This is a genomic window from Bacillus sp. SW14, assembly GCF_047608225.1.
GTDB lineage: Bacteria > Bacillota > Bacilli > Bacillales > Bacillaceae > Bacillus > Bacillus subtilis_G.
Map to the genome: position 1 here is coordinate 1,718,913 of NZ_JBLKRW010000001.1, position 13,752 is coordinate 1,732,664.

At 46.1% G+C, this 13,752-nt stretch carries 12 protein-coding genes; 11 read left to right on the forward strand and 1 reads right to left on the reverse strand.

The features are described 5' to 3' along the window. Positions 1-4: 4 nt before the first annotated feature. The 7 genes from dxs (at position 5) to ACMX2I_RS08935 (ending at position 7,907) form a co-directional block, all read left to right on the forward strand. Positions 5-1,906 carry a 1-deoxy-D-xylulose-5-phosphate synthase gene (dxs, locus tag ACMX2I_RS08905; protein ID WP_087990669.1) on the forward strand — a complete coding sequence of 634 codons (1,902 nt, stop codon included), beginning with the start codon at positions 5-7 and terminating at the stop codon, positions 1,904-1,906. Beyond that, on the forward strand, positions 1,903-2,748 hold the full coding sequence (locus tag ACMX2I_RS08910) for a TlyA family RNA methyltransferase (protein ID WP_414956724.1): 846 nt from the start codon (positions 1,903-1,905) through the stop codon (positions 2,746-2,748). The genes dxs and ACMX2I_RS08910 overlap by 4 nt, the downstream gene beginning before the upstream one ends. A gap of 96 nt (positions 2,749-2,844) precedes the next feature. Then, on the forward strand, positions 2,845-3,294 hold the full coding sequence (gene argR, locus ACMX2I_RS08915) for an arginine repressor ArgR (RefSeq protein ID WP_087990667.1): 450 nt from the start codon (positions 2,845-2,847) through the stop codon (positions 3,292-3,294). A 37-nt stretch (positions 3,295-3,331) separates the two neighbouring features. Then, the gene (recN, locus tag ACMX2I_RS08920; RefSeq protein ID WP_394715982.1) at positions 3,332-5,062 is read left to right on the forward strand and encodes a DNA repair protein RecN; all 1,731 of its coding nucleotides are present in this window, start codon (positions 3,332-3,334) and stop codon (positions 5,060-5,062) included. A gap of 174 nt (positions 5,063-5,236) precedes the next feature. After that, positions 5,237-6,517, forward strand: a complete 1,281-nt coding sequence (spoIVB, locus tag ACMX2I_RS08925; protein WP_148962015.1) for a SpoIVB peptidase — start codon at positions 5,237-5,239, stop codon at positions 6,515-6,517. Positions 6,518-6,792: 275 nt separating this feature from the next. Beyond that, positions 6,793-7,596, forward strand: a complete 804-nt coding sequence (gene spo0A / locus ACMX2I_RS08930; protein WP_148962014.1) for a sporulation transcription factor Spo0A — start codon at positions 6,793-6,795, stop codon at positions 7,594-7,596. Between the two features lie 125 nt (positions 7,597-7,721). After that, the gene (locus ACMX2I_RS08935) at positions 7,722-7,907 is read left to right on the forward strand and encodes a hypothetical protein (RefSeq protein ID WP_414958315.1); all 186 of its coding nucleotides are present in this window, start codon (positions 7,722-7,724) and stop codon (positions 7,905-7,907) included. A gap of 215 nt (positions 7,908-8,122) precedes the next feature. On the opposite strand, the gene ACMX2I_RS08940 is transcribed toward ACMX2I_RS08935, so the two are convergent. Next, positions 8,123-9,241 (reverse strand): NADH-dependent flavin oxidoreductase, encoded by a 1,119-nt coding sequence (locus ACMX2I_RS08940; RefSeq protein WP_414956725.1) that lies wholly within the window; start codon positions 9,239-9,241, stop codon positions 8,123-8,125. A gap of 406 nt (positions 9,242-9,647) precedes the next feature. On the opposite strand from ACMX2I_RS08940, the gene ACMX2I_RS08945 reads away from it, so the two are divergent. The 4 genes from ACMX2I_RS08945 (at position 9,648) to ACMX2I_RS08960 (ending at position 13,742) form a co-directional block, all read left to right on the forward strand. Further along, complete coding sequence (locus ACMX2I_RS08945) at positions 9,648-10,379, forward strand: glycerophosphodiester phosphodiesterase (RefSeq protein WP_414956726.1); 732 nt, start codon at positions 9,648-9,650, stop codon at positions 10,377-10,379. A gap of 127 nt (positions 10,380-10,506) precedes the next feature. Beyond that, positions 10,507-11,688, forward strand: a complete 1,182-nt coding sequence (locus tag ACMX2I_RS08950; protein ID WP_414956727.1) for an acetyl-CoA C-acetyltransferase — start codon at positions 10,507-10,509, stop codon at positions 11,686-11,688. A gap of 25 nt (positions 11,689-11,713) precedes the next feature. Then, positions 11,714-12,577 (forward strand): 3-hydroxybutyryl-CoA dehydrogenase, encoded by an 864-nt coding sequence (locus ACMX2I_RS08955; RefSeq protein ID WP_414956728.1) that lies wholly within the window; start codon positions 11,714-11,716, stop codon positions 12,575-12,577. 31 nt (positions 12,578-12,608) lie between these two features. Next, positions 12,609-13,742 (forward strand): acyl-CoA dehydrogenase, encoded by a 1,134-nt coding sequence (locus tag ACMX2I_RS08960; protein ID WP_289347667.1) that lies wholly within the window; start codon positions 12,609-12,611, stop codon positions 13,740-13,742. The last annotated feature ends 10 nt before the right edge of the window (positions 13,743-13,752 follow it).

The following is a 13,752-nucleotide window of genomic DNA, read 5'->3' on the forward strand; positions in this document are numbered from 1 at the left end:
CGCTTTGGATCTTTTATCAATACAGGACCCGTCATTTTTAAAAAACAAGTCCATTGATGAATTAGAAAAATTAAGTGATGAAATCCGCCAATTTTTAATTACAACGTTATCCGCTTCCGGCGGCCATATCGGCCCAAACTTAGGTGTCGTAGAGCTTACTGTTGCGCTGCATAAGGAATTTAACAGCCCGAAAGACAAATTTCTGTGGGACGTAGGCCACCAGTCGTATGTCCACAAGCTGCTGACAGGACGCGGAAAAGAATTTGCGACGCTTCGCCAGTACAAAGGGCTTTGCGGATTCCCAAAGCGGAGTGAAAGCGAGCATGATGTTTGGGAAACAGGGCATAGCTCAACCTCTCTGTCAGGTGCGATGGGAATGGCAGCCGCGCGTGATATAAAAGGAACCGATGAATTTATTATTCCGATCATCGGTGACGGTGCGCTGACAGGCGGAATGGCGCTTGAAGCGCTGAACCACATCGGCGACGAGAAAAAAGACATGATTGTCATCCTAAATGATAATGAAATGAGTATTGCCCCGAATGTCGGAGCCATTCATTCTATGCTCGGACGGCTGCGCACTGCCGGTAAATACCAGTGGGTGAAAGATGAGCTCGAATACTTGTTTAAAAAGATCCCGGCAGTTGGGGGCAAACTTGCCGCCACGGCGGAACGCGTGAAAGACAGCCTGAAATACATGCTTGTCTCGGGCATGTTTTTTGAAGAGCTTGGTTTTACGTATTTAGGCCCGGTGGACGGACATTCTTACCATGAGTTGATTGAGAATCTTCAATACGCCAAAAAAACGAAAGGCCCTGTTCTCCTGCATGTCATCACGAAAAAAGGGAAGGGGTACAAACCGGCTGAGACCGATACGATCGGAACATGGCACGGTACCGGACCATATAAAATTAATACCGGTGACTTTGTAAAACCGAAAGCCGCAGCACCTTCATGGAGCGGTCTTGTCAGCGGGACTGTGCAGCGAATGGCGCGAGAGGACGGACGCATTGTAGCCATTACGCCGGCTATGCCTGTCGGCTCAAAGCTTGAAGGCTTCGCAAACGAATTCCCTGATCGCATGTTTGACGTAGGAATCGCCGAACAGCATGCGGCAACGATGGCTGCAGCTATGGCAATGCAGGGGATGAAGCCGTTTTTGGCGATTTATTCAACCTTCCTGCAAAGGGCATATGACCAAGTGGTTCATGACATCTGCCGCCAAAACGCCAATGTGTTTATTGGCATTGACCGTGCAGGGCTTGTGGGCGCTGACGGAGAGACACACCAAGGCGTGTTTGATATTGCATTTATGCGCCACATTCCAAACATGGTCTTAATGATGCCGAAAGATGAAAATGAAGGACAGCATATGGTTCATACAGCACTCAGCTATGACGAAGGCCCGATTGCGATGCGTTTTCCGCGCGGAAACGGACTCGGCGTAAAAATGGATGAACAGCTGAAAACGATTCCGATCGGCACGTGGGAAGTGTTGCGCCCGGGGAACGACGCAGTCATCTTAACATTTGGAACAACAATCGAAATGGCGCTTGAAGCAGCTGAAGAGCTGCAAAAAGAAGGCCTGTCCGTGCGCGTTGTCAATGCGCGTTTTATTAAGCCGATGGATGAAAAAATGATGAAGGATATCTTAAAAGAAGGCTTGCCGATTTTAACGATTGAAGAAGCGGTCTTAGAAGGCGGTTTCGGAAGCTCGATTTTAGAATTCGCTCATGATCAAGGTGAATTCCTTACACCGATTGACAGAATGGGTATCCCGGATCGGTTTATTGAACACGGAAGCGTAACGGCGCTCCTTGAAGAAATTGGACTAACAAAACAGCAGGCAGCAAACCGCATTAGATTACTGATGCCGCCGAAGACACACAAAGGAATTGGATCATGACGTCAAAGAAAGAACGATTAGATGTATTACTAGTAGAAAGAGGGTTGGCGGAAACGCGGGAAAAAGCCAAGAGAGCCATTATGGCGGGAATCGTCTATTCAAACGAAAACCGCTTGGACAAGGCTGGGGAAAAAATTGACCGCGATCTGCCGTTAACAGTCAAAGGAAACCCGCTGAAATATGTGAGCAGAGGCGGCTTAAAGCTTGAAAAAGCGCTGAAGGAGTTTCCCATCTCTGTTAAGGATAAAATCATGATTGATATTGGCTCCTCCACCGGCGGTTTTACGGACTGCGCTCTGCAAAACGGTGCTAAACAGTCATACGCGGTAGATGTAGGCTACAATCAGCTTGCGTGGAAGCTTAGACAGGATGAACGGGTCGTCGTGATGGAACGGACAAACTTCCGTTACGCAACACCGGCAGACTTTACAAAGGGCATGCCGGAGTTTGCTACGATTGACGTGTCCTTTATTTCACTGCGGCTTATCCTGCCTGTCCTCAAAACATTGCTTGTGCCTGGCAGTGACTGCATGGCTCTTGTTAAGCCGCAGTTTGAAGCGGGACGTGAATCCGTCGGCAAAAAAGGGATTGTCAGAGATCCTAAAGTACATGCTGATGTTCTCAAGCGAATGATCAGTTTTTCTGCTGCAGAAGGCTATATTTGCAAAGGCCTGTCATTTTCTCCAATCACGGGAGGAGACGGAAATATTGAATTTCTCCTTCATTTGCATTGGCCGGGAGAGGGACAGGAAGGACAGGAGCTGCCGGAAGTAGAGATCATCCGCGTTGTAGAAGAGGCACATGCGACGTTAAAAGAAAAAAAAGCAGATGTACCGGAATAATAGGGCGCTATTATTCCTTTTTTCTGCATTTATGTACATTTTGCAGAGAAACATATAACATAAAAGAACAGATAAGCTGGAAATAGAGGTGCTTACATGAACAAAGGCCAGAGGCATATTAAAATCAGAGAGATCATTACAAGCAATGAAATCGAAACGCAGGACGAATTGGTTGACATGCTGAAGCAGGATGGATACAAAGTGACGCAAGCCACGGTTTCACGCGATATTAAAGAGCTTCACCTAGTGAAAGTGCCTACGAATAACGGCTCTTACAAATACAGCCTTCCGGCAGACCAGCGTTTCAATCCGCTGTCCAAACTGAAGCGGGCACTGATGGACGCATTTGTGAAAATAGACTCAGCAAGCCATATGATTGTGCTGAAAACGATGCCCGGCAACGCCCAGGCAATCGGGGCGCTGATGGACAATTTGGACTGGGATGAAATAATGGGAACCATTTGCGGAGATGACACGATTTTAATGATTTGCCGGACTCCTGAAGATACAGACGGCGTAAAAAACAGGCTGCTTGAGCTGCTGTAATAGAAAATCTAATAAAGATAAAGAGGTGTAATGCTGTTTGTTAGCTGAACTATCCATTAAAAACTTTGCCATTATTGAGGAACTGACGGTTTCTTTTGAACGCGGGCTCACGGTTTTAACAGGAGAAACCGGAGCCGGCAAGTCCATCATCATAGATGCCATTTCTCTTTTAGTCGGAGGCCGCGGCTCATCCGAATTTGTCAGATATGGGGAGACAAAAGCCGAGCTTGAAGGGTTGTTTCTATTGGAGAGCGGCCATCCCGTTTTTGACGTATGCGCTGAGCAGGGAATTGACGTTTCAGACGAAATGATCATCATGAGAAGGGATATCAGCACGAGCGGAAAAAGCGTTTGCCGAGTTAATGGCAAGCTTGTCACGATTGCCTCGCTAAGAGAGATCGGCAGGCTTTTATTAGATATTCACGGGCAGCACGATAACCAGCTGTTAATGGAGGATGAAAATCATCTCCAGCTTTTGGACAAGTTTGCCGGAGCCGAAGCGGAAAGCGCGCTTCAAACGTATCAGGAAGGGTACCAGAGGTATATGAAGCTGCTTAAAAAGCTAAAGCAGCTTTCTGAAAGCGAACAGGAAATGGCCCACCGTCTTGATCTCATTCAATTTCAGCTCGAAGAAATCGAATCGGCTAAGCTCGAGCTTAATGAAGATGAGCAGCTTCAGGAAGAGCGCCAGCAAATTTCAAACTTTGAGAAGATATATGAATCGCTGCAAAATGCATATAACGCGCTTCGCAGCGAGCAGGGCGGACTGGACTGGGTCGGAATGGCATCAGCGCAGCTTGAAGATATATCCGATATTAACGAACCGCTGAAAAAACTGTCTGAAAATGTTTCGAACTCCTACTATCTTCTGGAGGACGCTACATTTCAGATGAGAAATATGCTCGATGAACTTGAATATGATCCGGAACGCCTGAACTATATTGAGACGCGCCTTAATGAAATCAAACAGCTGAAACGAAAATACGGTGCATCTGTTGAGGATATCTTGGAATACGCTTCTAAAATTGAAGAAGAGATTGACCAAATTGAAAACAGGGACAGCCATCTTCAAAGCGTGAAGAAGGAGCTTGACTCAGTCGGCAAAGATGTCGCAGTGGAAGCGGCAAATGTTTCAAAAATCCGCAAAGCATGGGCGAAAAAGCTGGCTGATGAGATTCATCGGGAATTAAAAAGCCTCTACATGGAAAAATCAACTTTTGATACGGAATTTAAGATCAGAACAGCGCCCCGAAATGAGGAGGCGCCGATTGTAAACGGCCAGCCTGTTCAGATGACTGAACAAGGGATTGATTTGGTGAAGTTTTTAATTTCAACCAATACAGGCGAACCGCTGAAATCCCTTTCGAAAGTCGCTTCCGGAGGAGAGCTGTCACGGGTGATGCTAGCTATTAAAAGCATTTTTTCCTCTCAACAGGATGTGACGTCGATTATATTCGATGAGGTTGATACCGGTGTAAGCGGCAGAGTCGCACAGGCAATCGCTGAGAAGATCCATAAAGTGTCAATAGGATCGCAAGTACTGTGTATTACACACTTGCCTCAGGTGGCTGCCATGGCAGATACGCATCTTTATATTGCGAAGGAGTTAAAAGACGGCAGAACGACAACACATGTCAAACCGCTGTCTAAGCAGGAAAAGGTAACGGAAATCGGGCGTATGATTGCAGGAGTCGAAGTAACAGACTTAACGAAACGCCATGCAAAAGAACTTTTAAGACAAGCGGACCAAGTCAAAACAACGGGGTGAGCTGCGCGAAAAGCGCAGCTTATTTTTTTCGCGCACATCCATTCGTTCATCAGTATATCCAATGTTTTTCTTTATATGACAGTTATAAATAAGGCGTCAGAAGGCAAAATTAAATGATGTAGCAGCAAGTCATAAAGAAGGTGTGGGATAGGAGCGAGGAGAGTGAAGTAGTAAATGCCCGATAACATCAGAAAAGCAGTAGGTTTAATTCTCCTTGTTTCGTTATTAAGTGTAGGTTTATGCAAACCGCTAAAAGAGTATTTACTGATTCCAACGCAAATGAGAGTATTTGAAACCCAAACACAAGCGATTGAAACGGGTTTATCGGTAAACGCTCATACACAAGAATCTTCAGAAGCGTTTACAGTAAAGAAAGACCCGCATGAAGTCAAGGTGACAGGCAAAAAATCAGGTGAATCAGAGTTAGTATACGATCTTGCGGGATTTCCAATCAAAAAAACAAAAGTGCAAGTTCTTCCTGATTTAAAAGTCATACCTGGCGGACAATCGATTGGTGTTAAACTTCATTCCGTCGGTGTTCTTGTCGTCGGATTTCATCAAATCAACACTAGTGAAGGTAAAAAATCCCCGGGAGAAACGGCCGGTATTGAAGCGGGCGACATCATTATTGAGATGAATGGACAGAAAATTGAAAAAATGAATGATGTGGCCCCATTTATTCAGAATGCCGGTAAAACCGGCGAATCTTTAGATTTGCTTATTAAACGTGATAAACAGAAAATCAAAACAAAGCTCATTCCGGAAAAGGATGAAGCAGAAGGCAAGTTCAGAATTGGGTTATATATCAGGGATTCTGCCGCTGGCATCGGCACTATGACCTTTTATGAACCGAAGTCAAAAAAATACGGAGCACTTGGCCACGTGATTTCCGACATGGACACAAAGAAACCGATTGTAGTGGAGAATGGAGAAATCGTTAAATCAACTGTAACATCAATTGAAAAAGGGACAGGCGGAAATCCGGGAGAAAAACTGGCGCGATTTTCCTCAGAACGCAAAACGATCGGGGATATTAACAGAAACAGCCCGTTTGGGATTTTCGGGACACTGCATCAGCCGATTCAAAACAAGATTTCAGATCAAGGACTGCCGGTTGCGTTTTCTACTGAAGTCAAAAAAGGTCCGGCTGAAATTTTAACGGTCATTAATGATGACAAGGTAGAAAAATTTGATATTGAAATCGTCAGCACAACCCCGCAAAAATTCCCGGCAACAAAAGGAATGGTCTTGAAAATAACCGATCCGAGGCTATTAAAAGAAACAGGCGGCATCGTTCAGGGAATGAGCGGAAGCCCGATCATCCAAAATGGCAAAGTGATCGGCGCTGTCACCCATGTGTTTGTAAATGACCCGACAAGCGGCTACGGCGTTCATATTGAATGGATGCTGTCAGAAGCGGGAATTGATATTTACGGAAAAGAAAAAGCAAGCTGACTGCCGGAATTTCCGGCAGTTTTTTTGCTTTGATCCCTCTTCACTTCTCAGAATACATACGGTAAAATGTACAAAAGAAGATTTTTCGACAAATTCACGTTTCCTTATTTGTCAAATTTCATATTTAGTCGAAAAACGGAGAAAAACATAGAAAAACAAAGATATGCCACTAATATTGGTTATTATGATTTTTTTAGAGGGTATATAGCGGTTTTGTCGAATGTAAACATGTAGCAAGGGTGAATCCTGTTAACTACATTTGGGGAGGAAGAAACGTGGAGAAAATTAAAGTTTGTGTTGCTGACGATAATCGAGAGCTGGTAAGCCTGTTGAGTGAATATATTGAAGGACAGGAAGACATGGAAGTCATCGGTGTTGCTTACAATGGACAGGAATGCCTGTCGTTGTTTAAAGAAAAAGATCCCGATGTGCTCGTATTAGATATTATTATGCCGCATTTGGACGGACTTGCGGTTTTAGAGCGGCTGAGGGAATCAGAACTGAAGAAACAGCCGAATGTCATTATGCTGACAGCCTTTGGACAGGAAGATGTCACGAAAAAGGCCGTCGATTTAGGCGCTTCCTACTTTATTCTCAAACCGTTTGATATGGAAAACCTTGTCGGACATATCCGCCAGGTCAGCGGGAATGCAAGCAGCGTGACGCATCGCGCACCATCATCGCAAAGCAGCATTATACGCAGCAGCCAGCCTGAACCAAAGAAGAAAAATCTCGACGCGAGCATTACAAGCATTATCCATGAAATCGGCGTCCCAGCGCATATTAAAGGGTATCTCTATCTGCGCGAAGCAATCTCAATGGTATACAATGACATCGAATTGCTCGGCAGCATTACAAAAGTTCTCTATCCGGACATCGCCAAAAAATTCAACACAACCGCTAGCCGTGTAGAAAGAGCAATCCGCCACGCGATTGAAGTCGCATGGAGCAGAGGAAACATTGATTCCATTTCCTCGCTGTTCGGTTATACAGTCAGCATGACAAAAGCTAAGCCTACCAACAGCGAATTCATTGCGATGGTTGCGGATAAGCTGAGATTAGAACATAAGGCTTCTTAAGCATGAGAATATCAAGCGACGATTAAATCAAACGTCTTTTATTTATTGGTTCGCGCTGATAAATAGGAGGCGTTTTGTTTTGGGGATATATAATGATAGGAAGGATCTATTTTCCGCAAGGAGTGATGCATGTGTTTGAAAAGTATGGATTGTTCATTGCGCTATTTATTCTTGCGCTTTGCGTCAATTCGAACATCATTACAGAATCACGCATACTAGGCACCTTGATCGACTTTATCTCATTTACAGTCATGGTTTCTTGTGTTTTCTCTGCTTGGAGAATCAAAGCCAAGCAATCAGAATCAAATTGAAACCCTTTCTCTGTAAAATCGTAAGTAAGGAAGCATACATGAACAAAGGAGACGTACGAATGAAAAAGAAAAAAGCAAGAAAGCGTGACGGGCTTCTCCTAGATTTGCTTCCAGAAGCAGCTGGCGAGCTTCTTCTCTTGCTGTTTAGATGTTTACGTAAACTATTTATTTAAAGTTGAAAAAGACTGCCGAAGCGTTTCGGCAGCCTCAACACATTAGTCTTTATAAGGCACCCAGCCAGGCGTGTTCACAATGGCTTGCCATAGCGGTTCAGGTAAGTGATATTTTTCTTTATCTGTTCCTTTGATTACGGTTTCGATTTGTTTTTCCCGGCCTTCTTTTACTTTCACAGTCCAGTCAAGGTCAACTAAAATTTCGCGTCCCATTGCGACTAGCGGAATGCCGCTTTCGATCACGGCCAGCGCGTCATCTGCGGAATGAATGGAACCGACGGCGATCAGCGGCACTTTGTTTCCGACACGTTCATTCAATAAGTCCATGCGTGTGCGATCCGGATCTGCACCGCGGCGCGCATTTGAGTTCACGTCCATCAGTGAGATATGAAGGTAATCCAATTCTTTATTCCCTAAAGCATCAACAAGCGTAAAGGTTTCAGTCATTGTTAATCCTGGTGTCTCAGGTTCTTCCGGAGACAAGCGGTAGCCCACTAAGAACGCGCCCTTCGCATGTTCTGCAATAGTTTTTTTTACTTCATCGACAATAGCAAGCGGGAAGGCTAACCGTTTTTCATCGCTTCCTCCCCAGCGGTCTGTGCGCTGATTGGTTTTCGGAGAATAAAACTGCTGGATCAAGTATCCGTTCGCGCCGTGAATTTCGACACCGTCAAAGCCGGCTTCAATGGCGCGTCTTGTCGCTTCTCCAAATGCCTTTACGATATTTTCCGTTTCTTCTTCTGTTAAAGCGCGGGCAATTTGCTTGCCGTTATCAAATACGTCACTTGGCGCTACGACATCTTGTTGCGGAACGAGCTCAGACGGGCATTCAATGCCGCCGTGGTGAATTTGCACAACGGCTTTAGCACCTTGCGCCTGAATGGCTTGCGCTAATTTTTTTAAACCTGAAATGTTCGAGTCATCGTGGATGGCCGGCTGCCCGGGAAATGCTTTTCCGTCCGGTGTGACGTTTGCGCAGGCTGTAATCACCATTCCCATCTCTTTTGAGCGGGGGATGATGTAGTCAAGCTCTGCTTCAGATATCGTACCGTCTTCATTAGAAGCGTAATGAGTCATTGGTGCTACTGTGATCCGGTTGTCGATTGTAACGCCGCTTTTAAACGTAAATGGTTCAAACAGCGGTTTATACTTAGGGTTCATTTGATCATCTTCCTTCGTTTGGATTCGCAAATATTCTAGCCTATATATAAAAATTAATGCAATTGATCTGCTTTACCAGCTGAATATCTTGAGTTACAGCGAGGTGTTTTCTCCGCTCCTTTTCGGGGTCCTTGAAGGCTTAAGTAAAGACCGCTGCAGCCAGAGGAGAACGAATTTTTCATAGCTTTAACTTCTGTAAAGAAATATTCTTTAAAAGGTTTTTGAAAAATGTGGAACCCTCATGATGGTTTTCGCGAAATATCAGCAAAAGGCCGCGGATGCGACTTTCAATGGCATTGATTCTTATTACGAACAGTAGATTGTAATACAGCCTTAATCCTAGAGTGGAAGCACTAAAAACAGTATAATGGAGAAAACAGGAAACTTTAGGGCTTGAGGTGAAACGATGACAAAGATTTTTGCCCATCGGGGGGCATCTGGCCAATTTCCCGAAAATACAATGCTAGCCTTTGAAAAAGGAATTGAAGCCGGAGCGGATGGGATAGAGCTTGATGTGCAGCTGTCAAAAGACGGACGTATTGTTGTGATCCATGATGAAAGGCTTGACCGGACGACATCGCTCAAAGGATTCGTGAAGGATACAGCGTATGATGTGATAAAGACTGCGAATGTGGCTGCTGGTCACGGTCGAACATACAGTGATGTCCAAGTGCCGCTGCTAGAAGACGTTCTCTCGTGGGCGGAAAAAAAGGATTTCCTTATTAACATTGAATTAAAAAACAGTGTGATCCGATATGAAGGCATGGAAGAAAAGTTGCTGGAGTCAGTGAAGCGATTCAAAATAGAGGAAAGAGTGATCCTGTCCACATTTAACCATGAAAGCTTGGCGCTATGCGGACGGCTCGCTCCCCATATTGAACGGGCGGTGTTGACTTCAGATGTGCTTTATCAGGCTGACCGGTATATCACATCGATTCCGGCTTCCGGCTATCACCCTAAGCTGAACAGCCCGGGGACCGCGGATGAAGTACTGAAAAAAATGAGGAACAGTTCGATCAAGGTAAGGCCGTATACAGTCAATCGGCCGGAAGATATGAAGTGTCTCTTTGAAGCGGGGGCGGACGGCATTTTCACCGATTTTCCTGCAAAGGCTTTGGCATTGTTGAAAAATAAATAGTTGTTTTAGAAGGAGGCTGTTGGCGCAGCCTTCTTTTTTCATTCATTCAAGCCCGTTACAAAGCATACATTCATAGAAGACAACTAGAAATTGTAAGCGCTGTCTATCTTCTGAATGAGGTGAAACCATGAGGAATACAGTCATTGTAAGTGCCGCAAGAACACCATTTGGCAAGTTCGGTGGAGCGTTGAAAGAGGTGAAAGCTGCGGAGCTTGGAGGCATTGCGATGAAGGAGGCGTTGCATCGCGCTGGCGTCTCTGGAGACGAGGTTGAAGGAACTGTCATGGGCATGGTTGTCCAAGCCGGCTCAGGGCAGATACCTTCCCGGCAAGCTGCCCGTCTGGCTGGAATGCCTTGGCATGTGCCGTCAGAAACGCTGAATAAAGTCTGCGCATCCGGACTGCGCGCTGTCACCTTATGTGATCAAATGATTCGGGCGCAAGATGCGGACATTCTTGTTGCCGGGGGAATGGAAAGCATGAGCAATATTCCGTATGCCGTCCCCGCCGGGCGCTGGGGAGCACGGATGGGAGACGGCGAGCTTAGGGACTTAATGGTTTATGACGGGTTAATGTGCGCGTTTGACGAGGTGCATATGGCTGTTCACGGAAATACAGCGGCCGAGGAATATGGAATCTCACGCGGGGATCAGGATGAATGGGCGCTAAGAAGTCATGCGCGGGCAGCTAAGGCTGCCGATAAAGGAAAGTTTCAGGATGAAATGGTTCCCGTCAGCTGGATCGGACGAAAAGGTAAAACAAACATTGTTGACAAAGATGAAGCGATTCGCCGTGACACAAGTCTGGATCAACTTGCGAAACTTTCACCGATTTATACAAGTGACGGTTCTGTCACAGCCGGCAATGCTCCCGGGGTCAATGACGGAGCTGGCGCGTTTGTGCTGATGTCTGAGGACAAAGCTGCTGAACTTGGCACACCGCCTCTGGCTACCATTCTTGGTTTTTCGACGATGGGAATGCAAGCGCACGAGCTGGCGGCAGCCCCGGGATTTGCAATCAACAAGCTGCTGAAAAAGAACGGTTTAACCATTCAAGATATTGACTTGTTTGAAATAAATGAAGCGTTTGCTTCTGTTGTTTTGACATGTGAAAAAATCGTCGGTTTCGATCTTGAAAAAGTAAATGTGAATGGCGGTGCGATCGCGCTCGGCCACCCGATCGGTGCAAGCGGAGCAAGAATTCTTATGACGCTTATTTATGAATTAAAGCGCCGGGGAGGGGGACTGGGCGTTGCCGCCATTTGCAGCGGTGCGGCTCAGGGAGATGCTGTCTTAGTGCATGTTCATTAAAACAATGACGAAAAAGGGGATTTAAATGGAGATGAAACATATTATGGTGGCCGGTGCAGGACAGATGGGAAGCGGGATCGCTCAAACAGCTGCCGACGCAGGCTTTGATGTGAGGATGTACGATGTGAACCCAGAGGCTGCGGAGGCAGGATTGAAACGGTTGAAGAAACAGCTGACCCGTGATGTTGAGAAAGGGAGAAAGACCGAAGCGGAAATGAAGGGTATGATCAGCCGCATTTCGCTCTCTCAAACGCTTGAGGAGGCAAAGCATGCGGACATTGTGATTGAAGCTATCGCAGAAAACATGGCGGCGAAAACCGAAATGTTTAACACACTTGATCACATATGCCCGCCTCATACGATTTTGGCCAGCAATACATCTTCCTTGCCTATTACAGAAATCGCTGCTGTGACAAACCGGCCTGAACGAGTCATTGGCATGCATTTTATGAATCCTGTCCCTGTGATGAAGCTGGTTGAAGTGATTCGCGGCTTGGCTACATCAGAGGAAACGGCCTTAGATGTTATGGGATTAGCGGAAAAGATGGGGAAAACACCGGTAGAAGTCAATGATTTTCCGGGGTTTGTTTCCAACCGCGTGCTTCTTCCGATGATTAATGAAGCCATCTATTGCGTGTATGAGGGGGTGGCGAAGCCCGAGGCAATAGACGAGGTGATGAAGCTGGGTATGAACCATCCCATGGGACCGCTTAGACTAGCGGATTTTATCGGGCTTGATACGTGTTTAGCGATTATGGAAGTTCTTCATTCCGGCCTTGGCGATTCCAAGTATCGTCCTTGTCCGCTGCTTCGCAAATACGTCAAAGCGGGTTGGCTCGGCAAAAAGAGCGGACGCGGCTTTTATCAATATGTGGAGAGGACTTTCTGAAGTTCATTTCATTTCATCCGGGGGTGGCGAGTTGCATGAAACCCAAGAGCAAGTCATGATGCGAAAAATGGTGCGTGATTTTGCCCGAAAAGAAATTGCTCCCGCTGCGAAAATCATGGAGGAAACGGACGAATTTCCGTTTCAGCTCATCAAAAAAATGGGTGAACACGGCCTGATGGGAATACCGTTGCCGGAACGATACGGCGGCGCTGGAGCGGATGTTGTTTCTTATATTTTGGCGATTCATGAGATTTCTAAAATCAGCGCGGCTGTCGGTGTCATTCTTTCCGTTCATACCTCGGTCGGCACAAATCCTATTTTTTACTTCGGAAACGAAAAACAGAAGAGTAAATATATCCCGAAGCTTGCTTCAGGAGACCATTTGGGCGCATTTGCGCTGACGGAGCCTCACTCAGGGTCGGATGCAGGAAGCCTCCGCACTACAGCTATCAAAAAGAACGGCACATACCTATTAAATGGATCAAAAATGTTTATTACGAACGGCGGAGCCGCCGATGTCTATATCACTTTTGCTTTAACAGCTCCGGATCAAGGCAGGCACGGGATTTCCGCTTTTATCGTTGAAAAAAACACCCCCGGTTTTACCGTTGGAAAAAAAGAAAGAAAACTGGGGCTCTATGGCTCCAATACTACGGAACTGATTTTTGACAATGCAGAAGTACCTGAAGAAAATTTGCTTGGCAAAGAGGGTGATGGCTTTACCATTGCCATGGCGAATTTAAATGTCGGCCGCATCGGCATTGCGGCACAGGCGCTCGGAATTGCAGAGGCGGCTCTGGAACATGCCGTTGCTTACGCGAAGCAGCGGGTGCAATTTGGAAGGCCTATCGCAGCCAATCAAGGCATATCATTTAAGCTGGCTGACATGGCGACAAGGGCAGAGGCGGCAAGGCACCTTGTCTACCACGCCGCAGACCTTCATAACCGCGGCTTGGCCTGTGAAAAAGAAGCGTCTATGGCTAAACAATTTTCTTCAGATTCTGCGGTGAAGGCGGCGTTAGACGCCGTCCAAATTTACGGGGGATATGGCTATATGAAGGATTACCCGGTTGAGCGGCTGCTTCGCGATGCAAAGGTGACGCAAATCTATGAAGGAACGAACGAGATTCAAAGACTGATTATTTCCAAGCATCTGCTTGGCTAAATCCGATCGA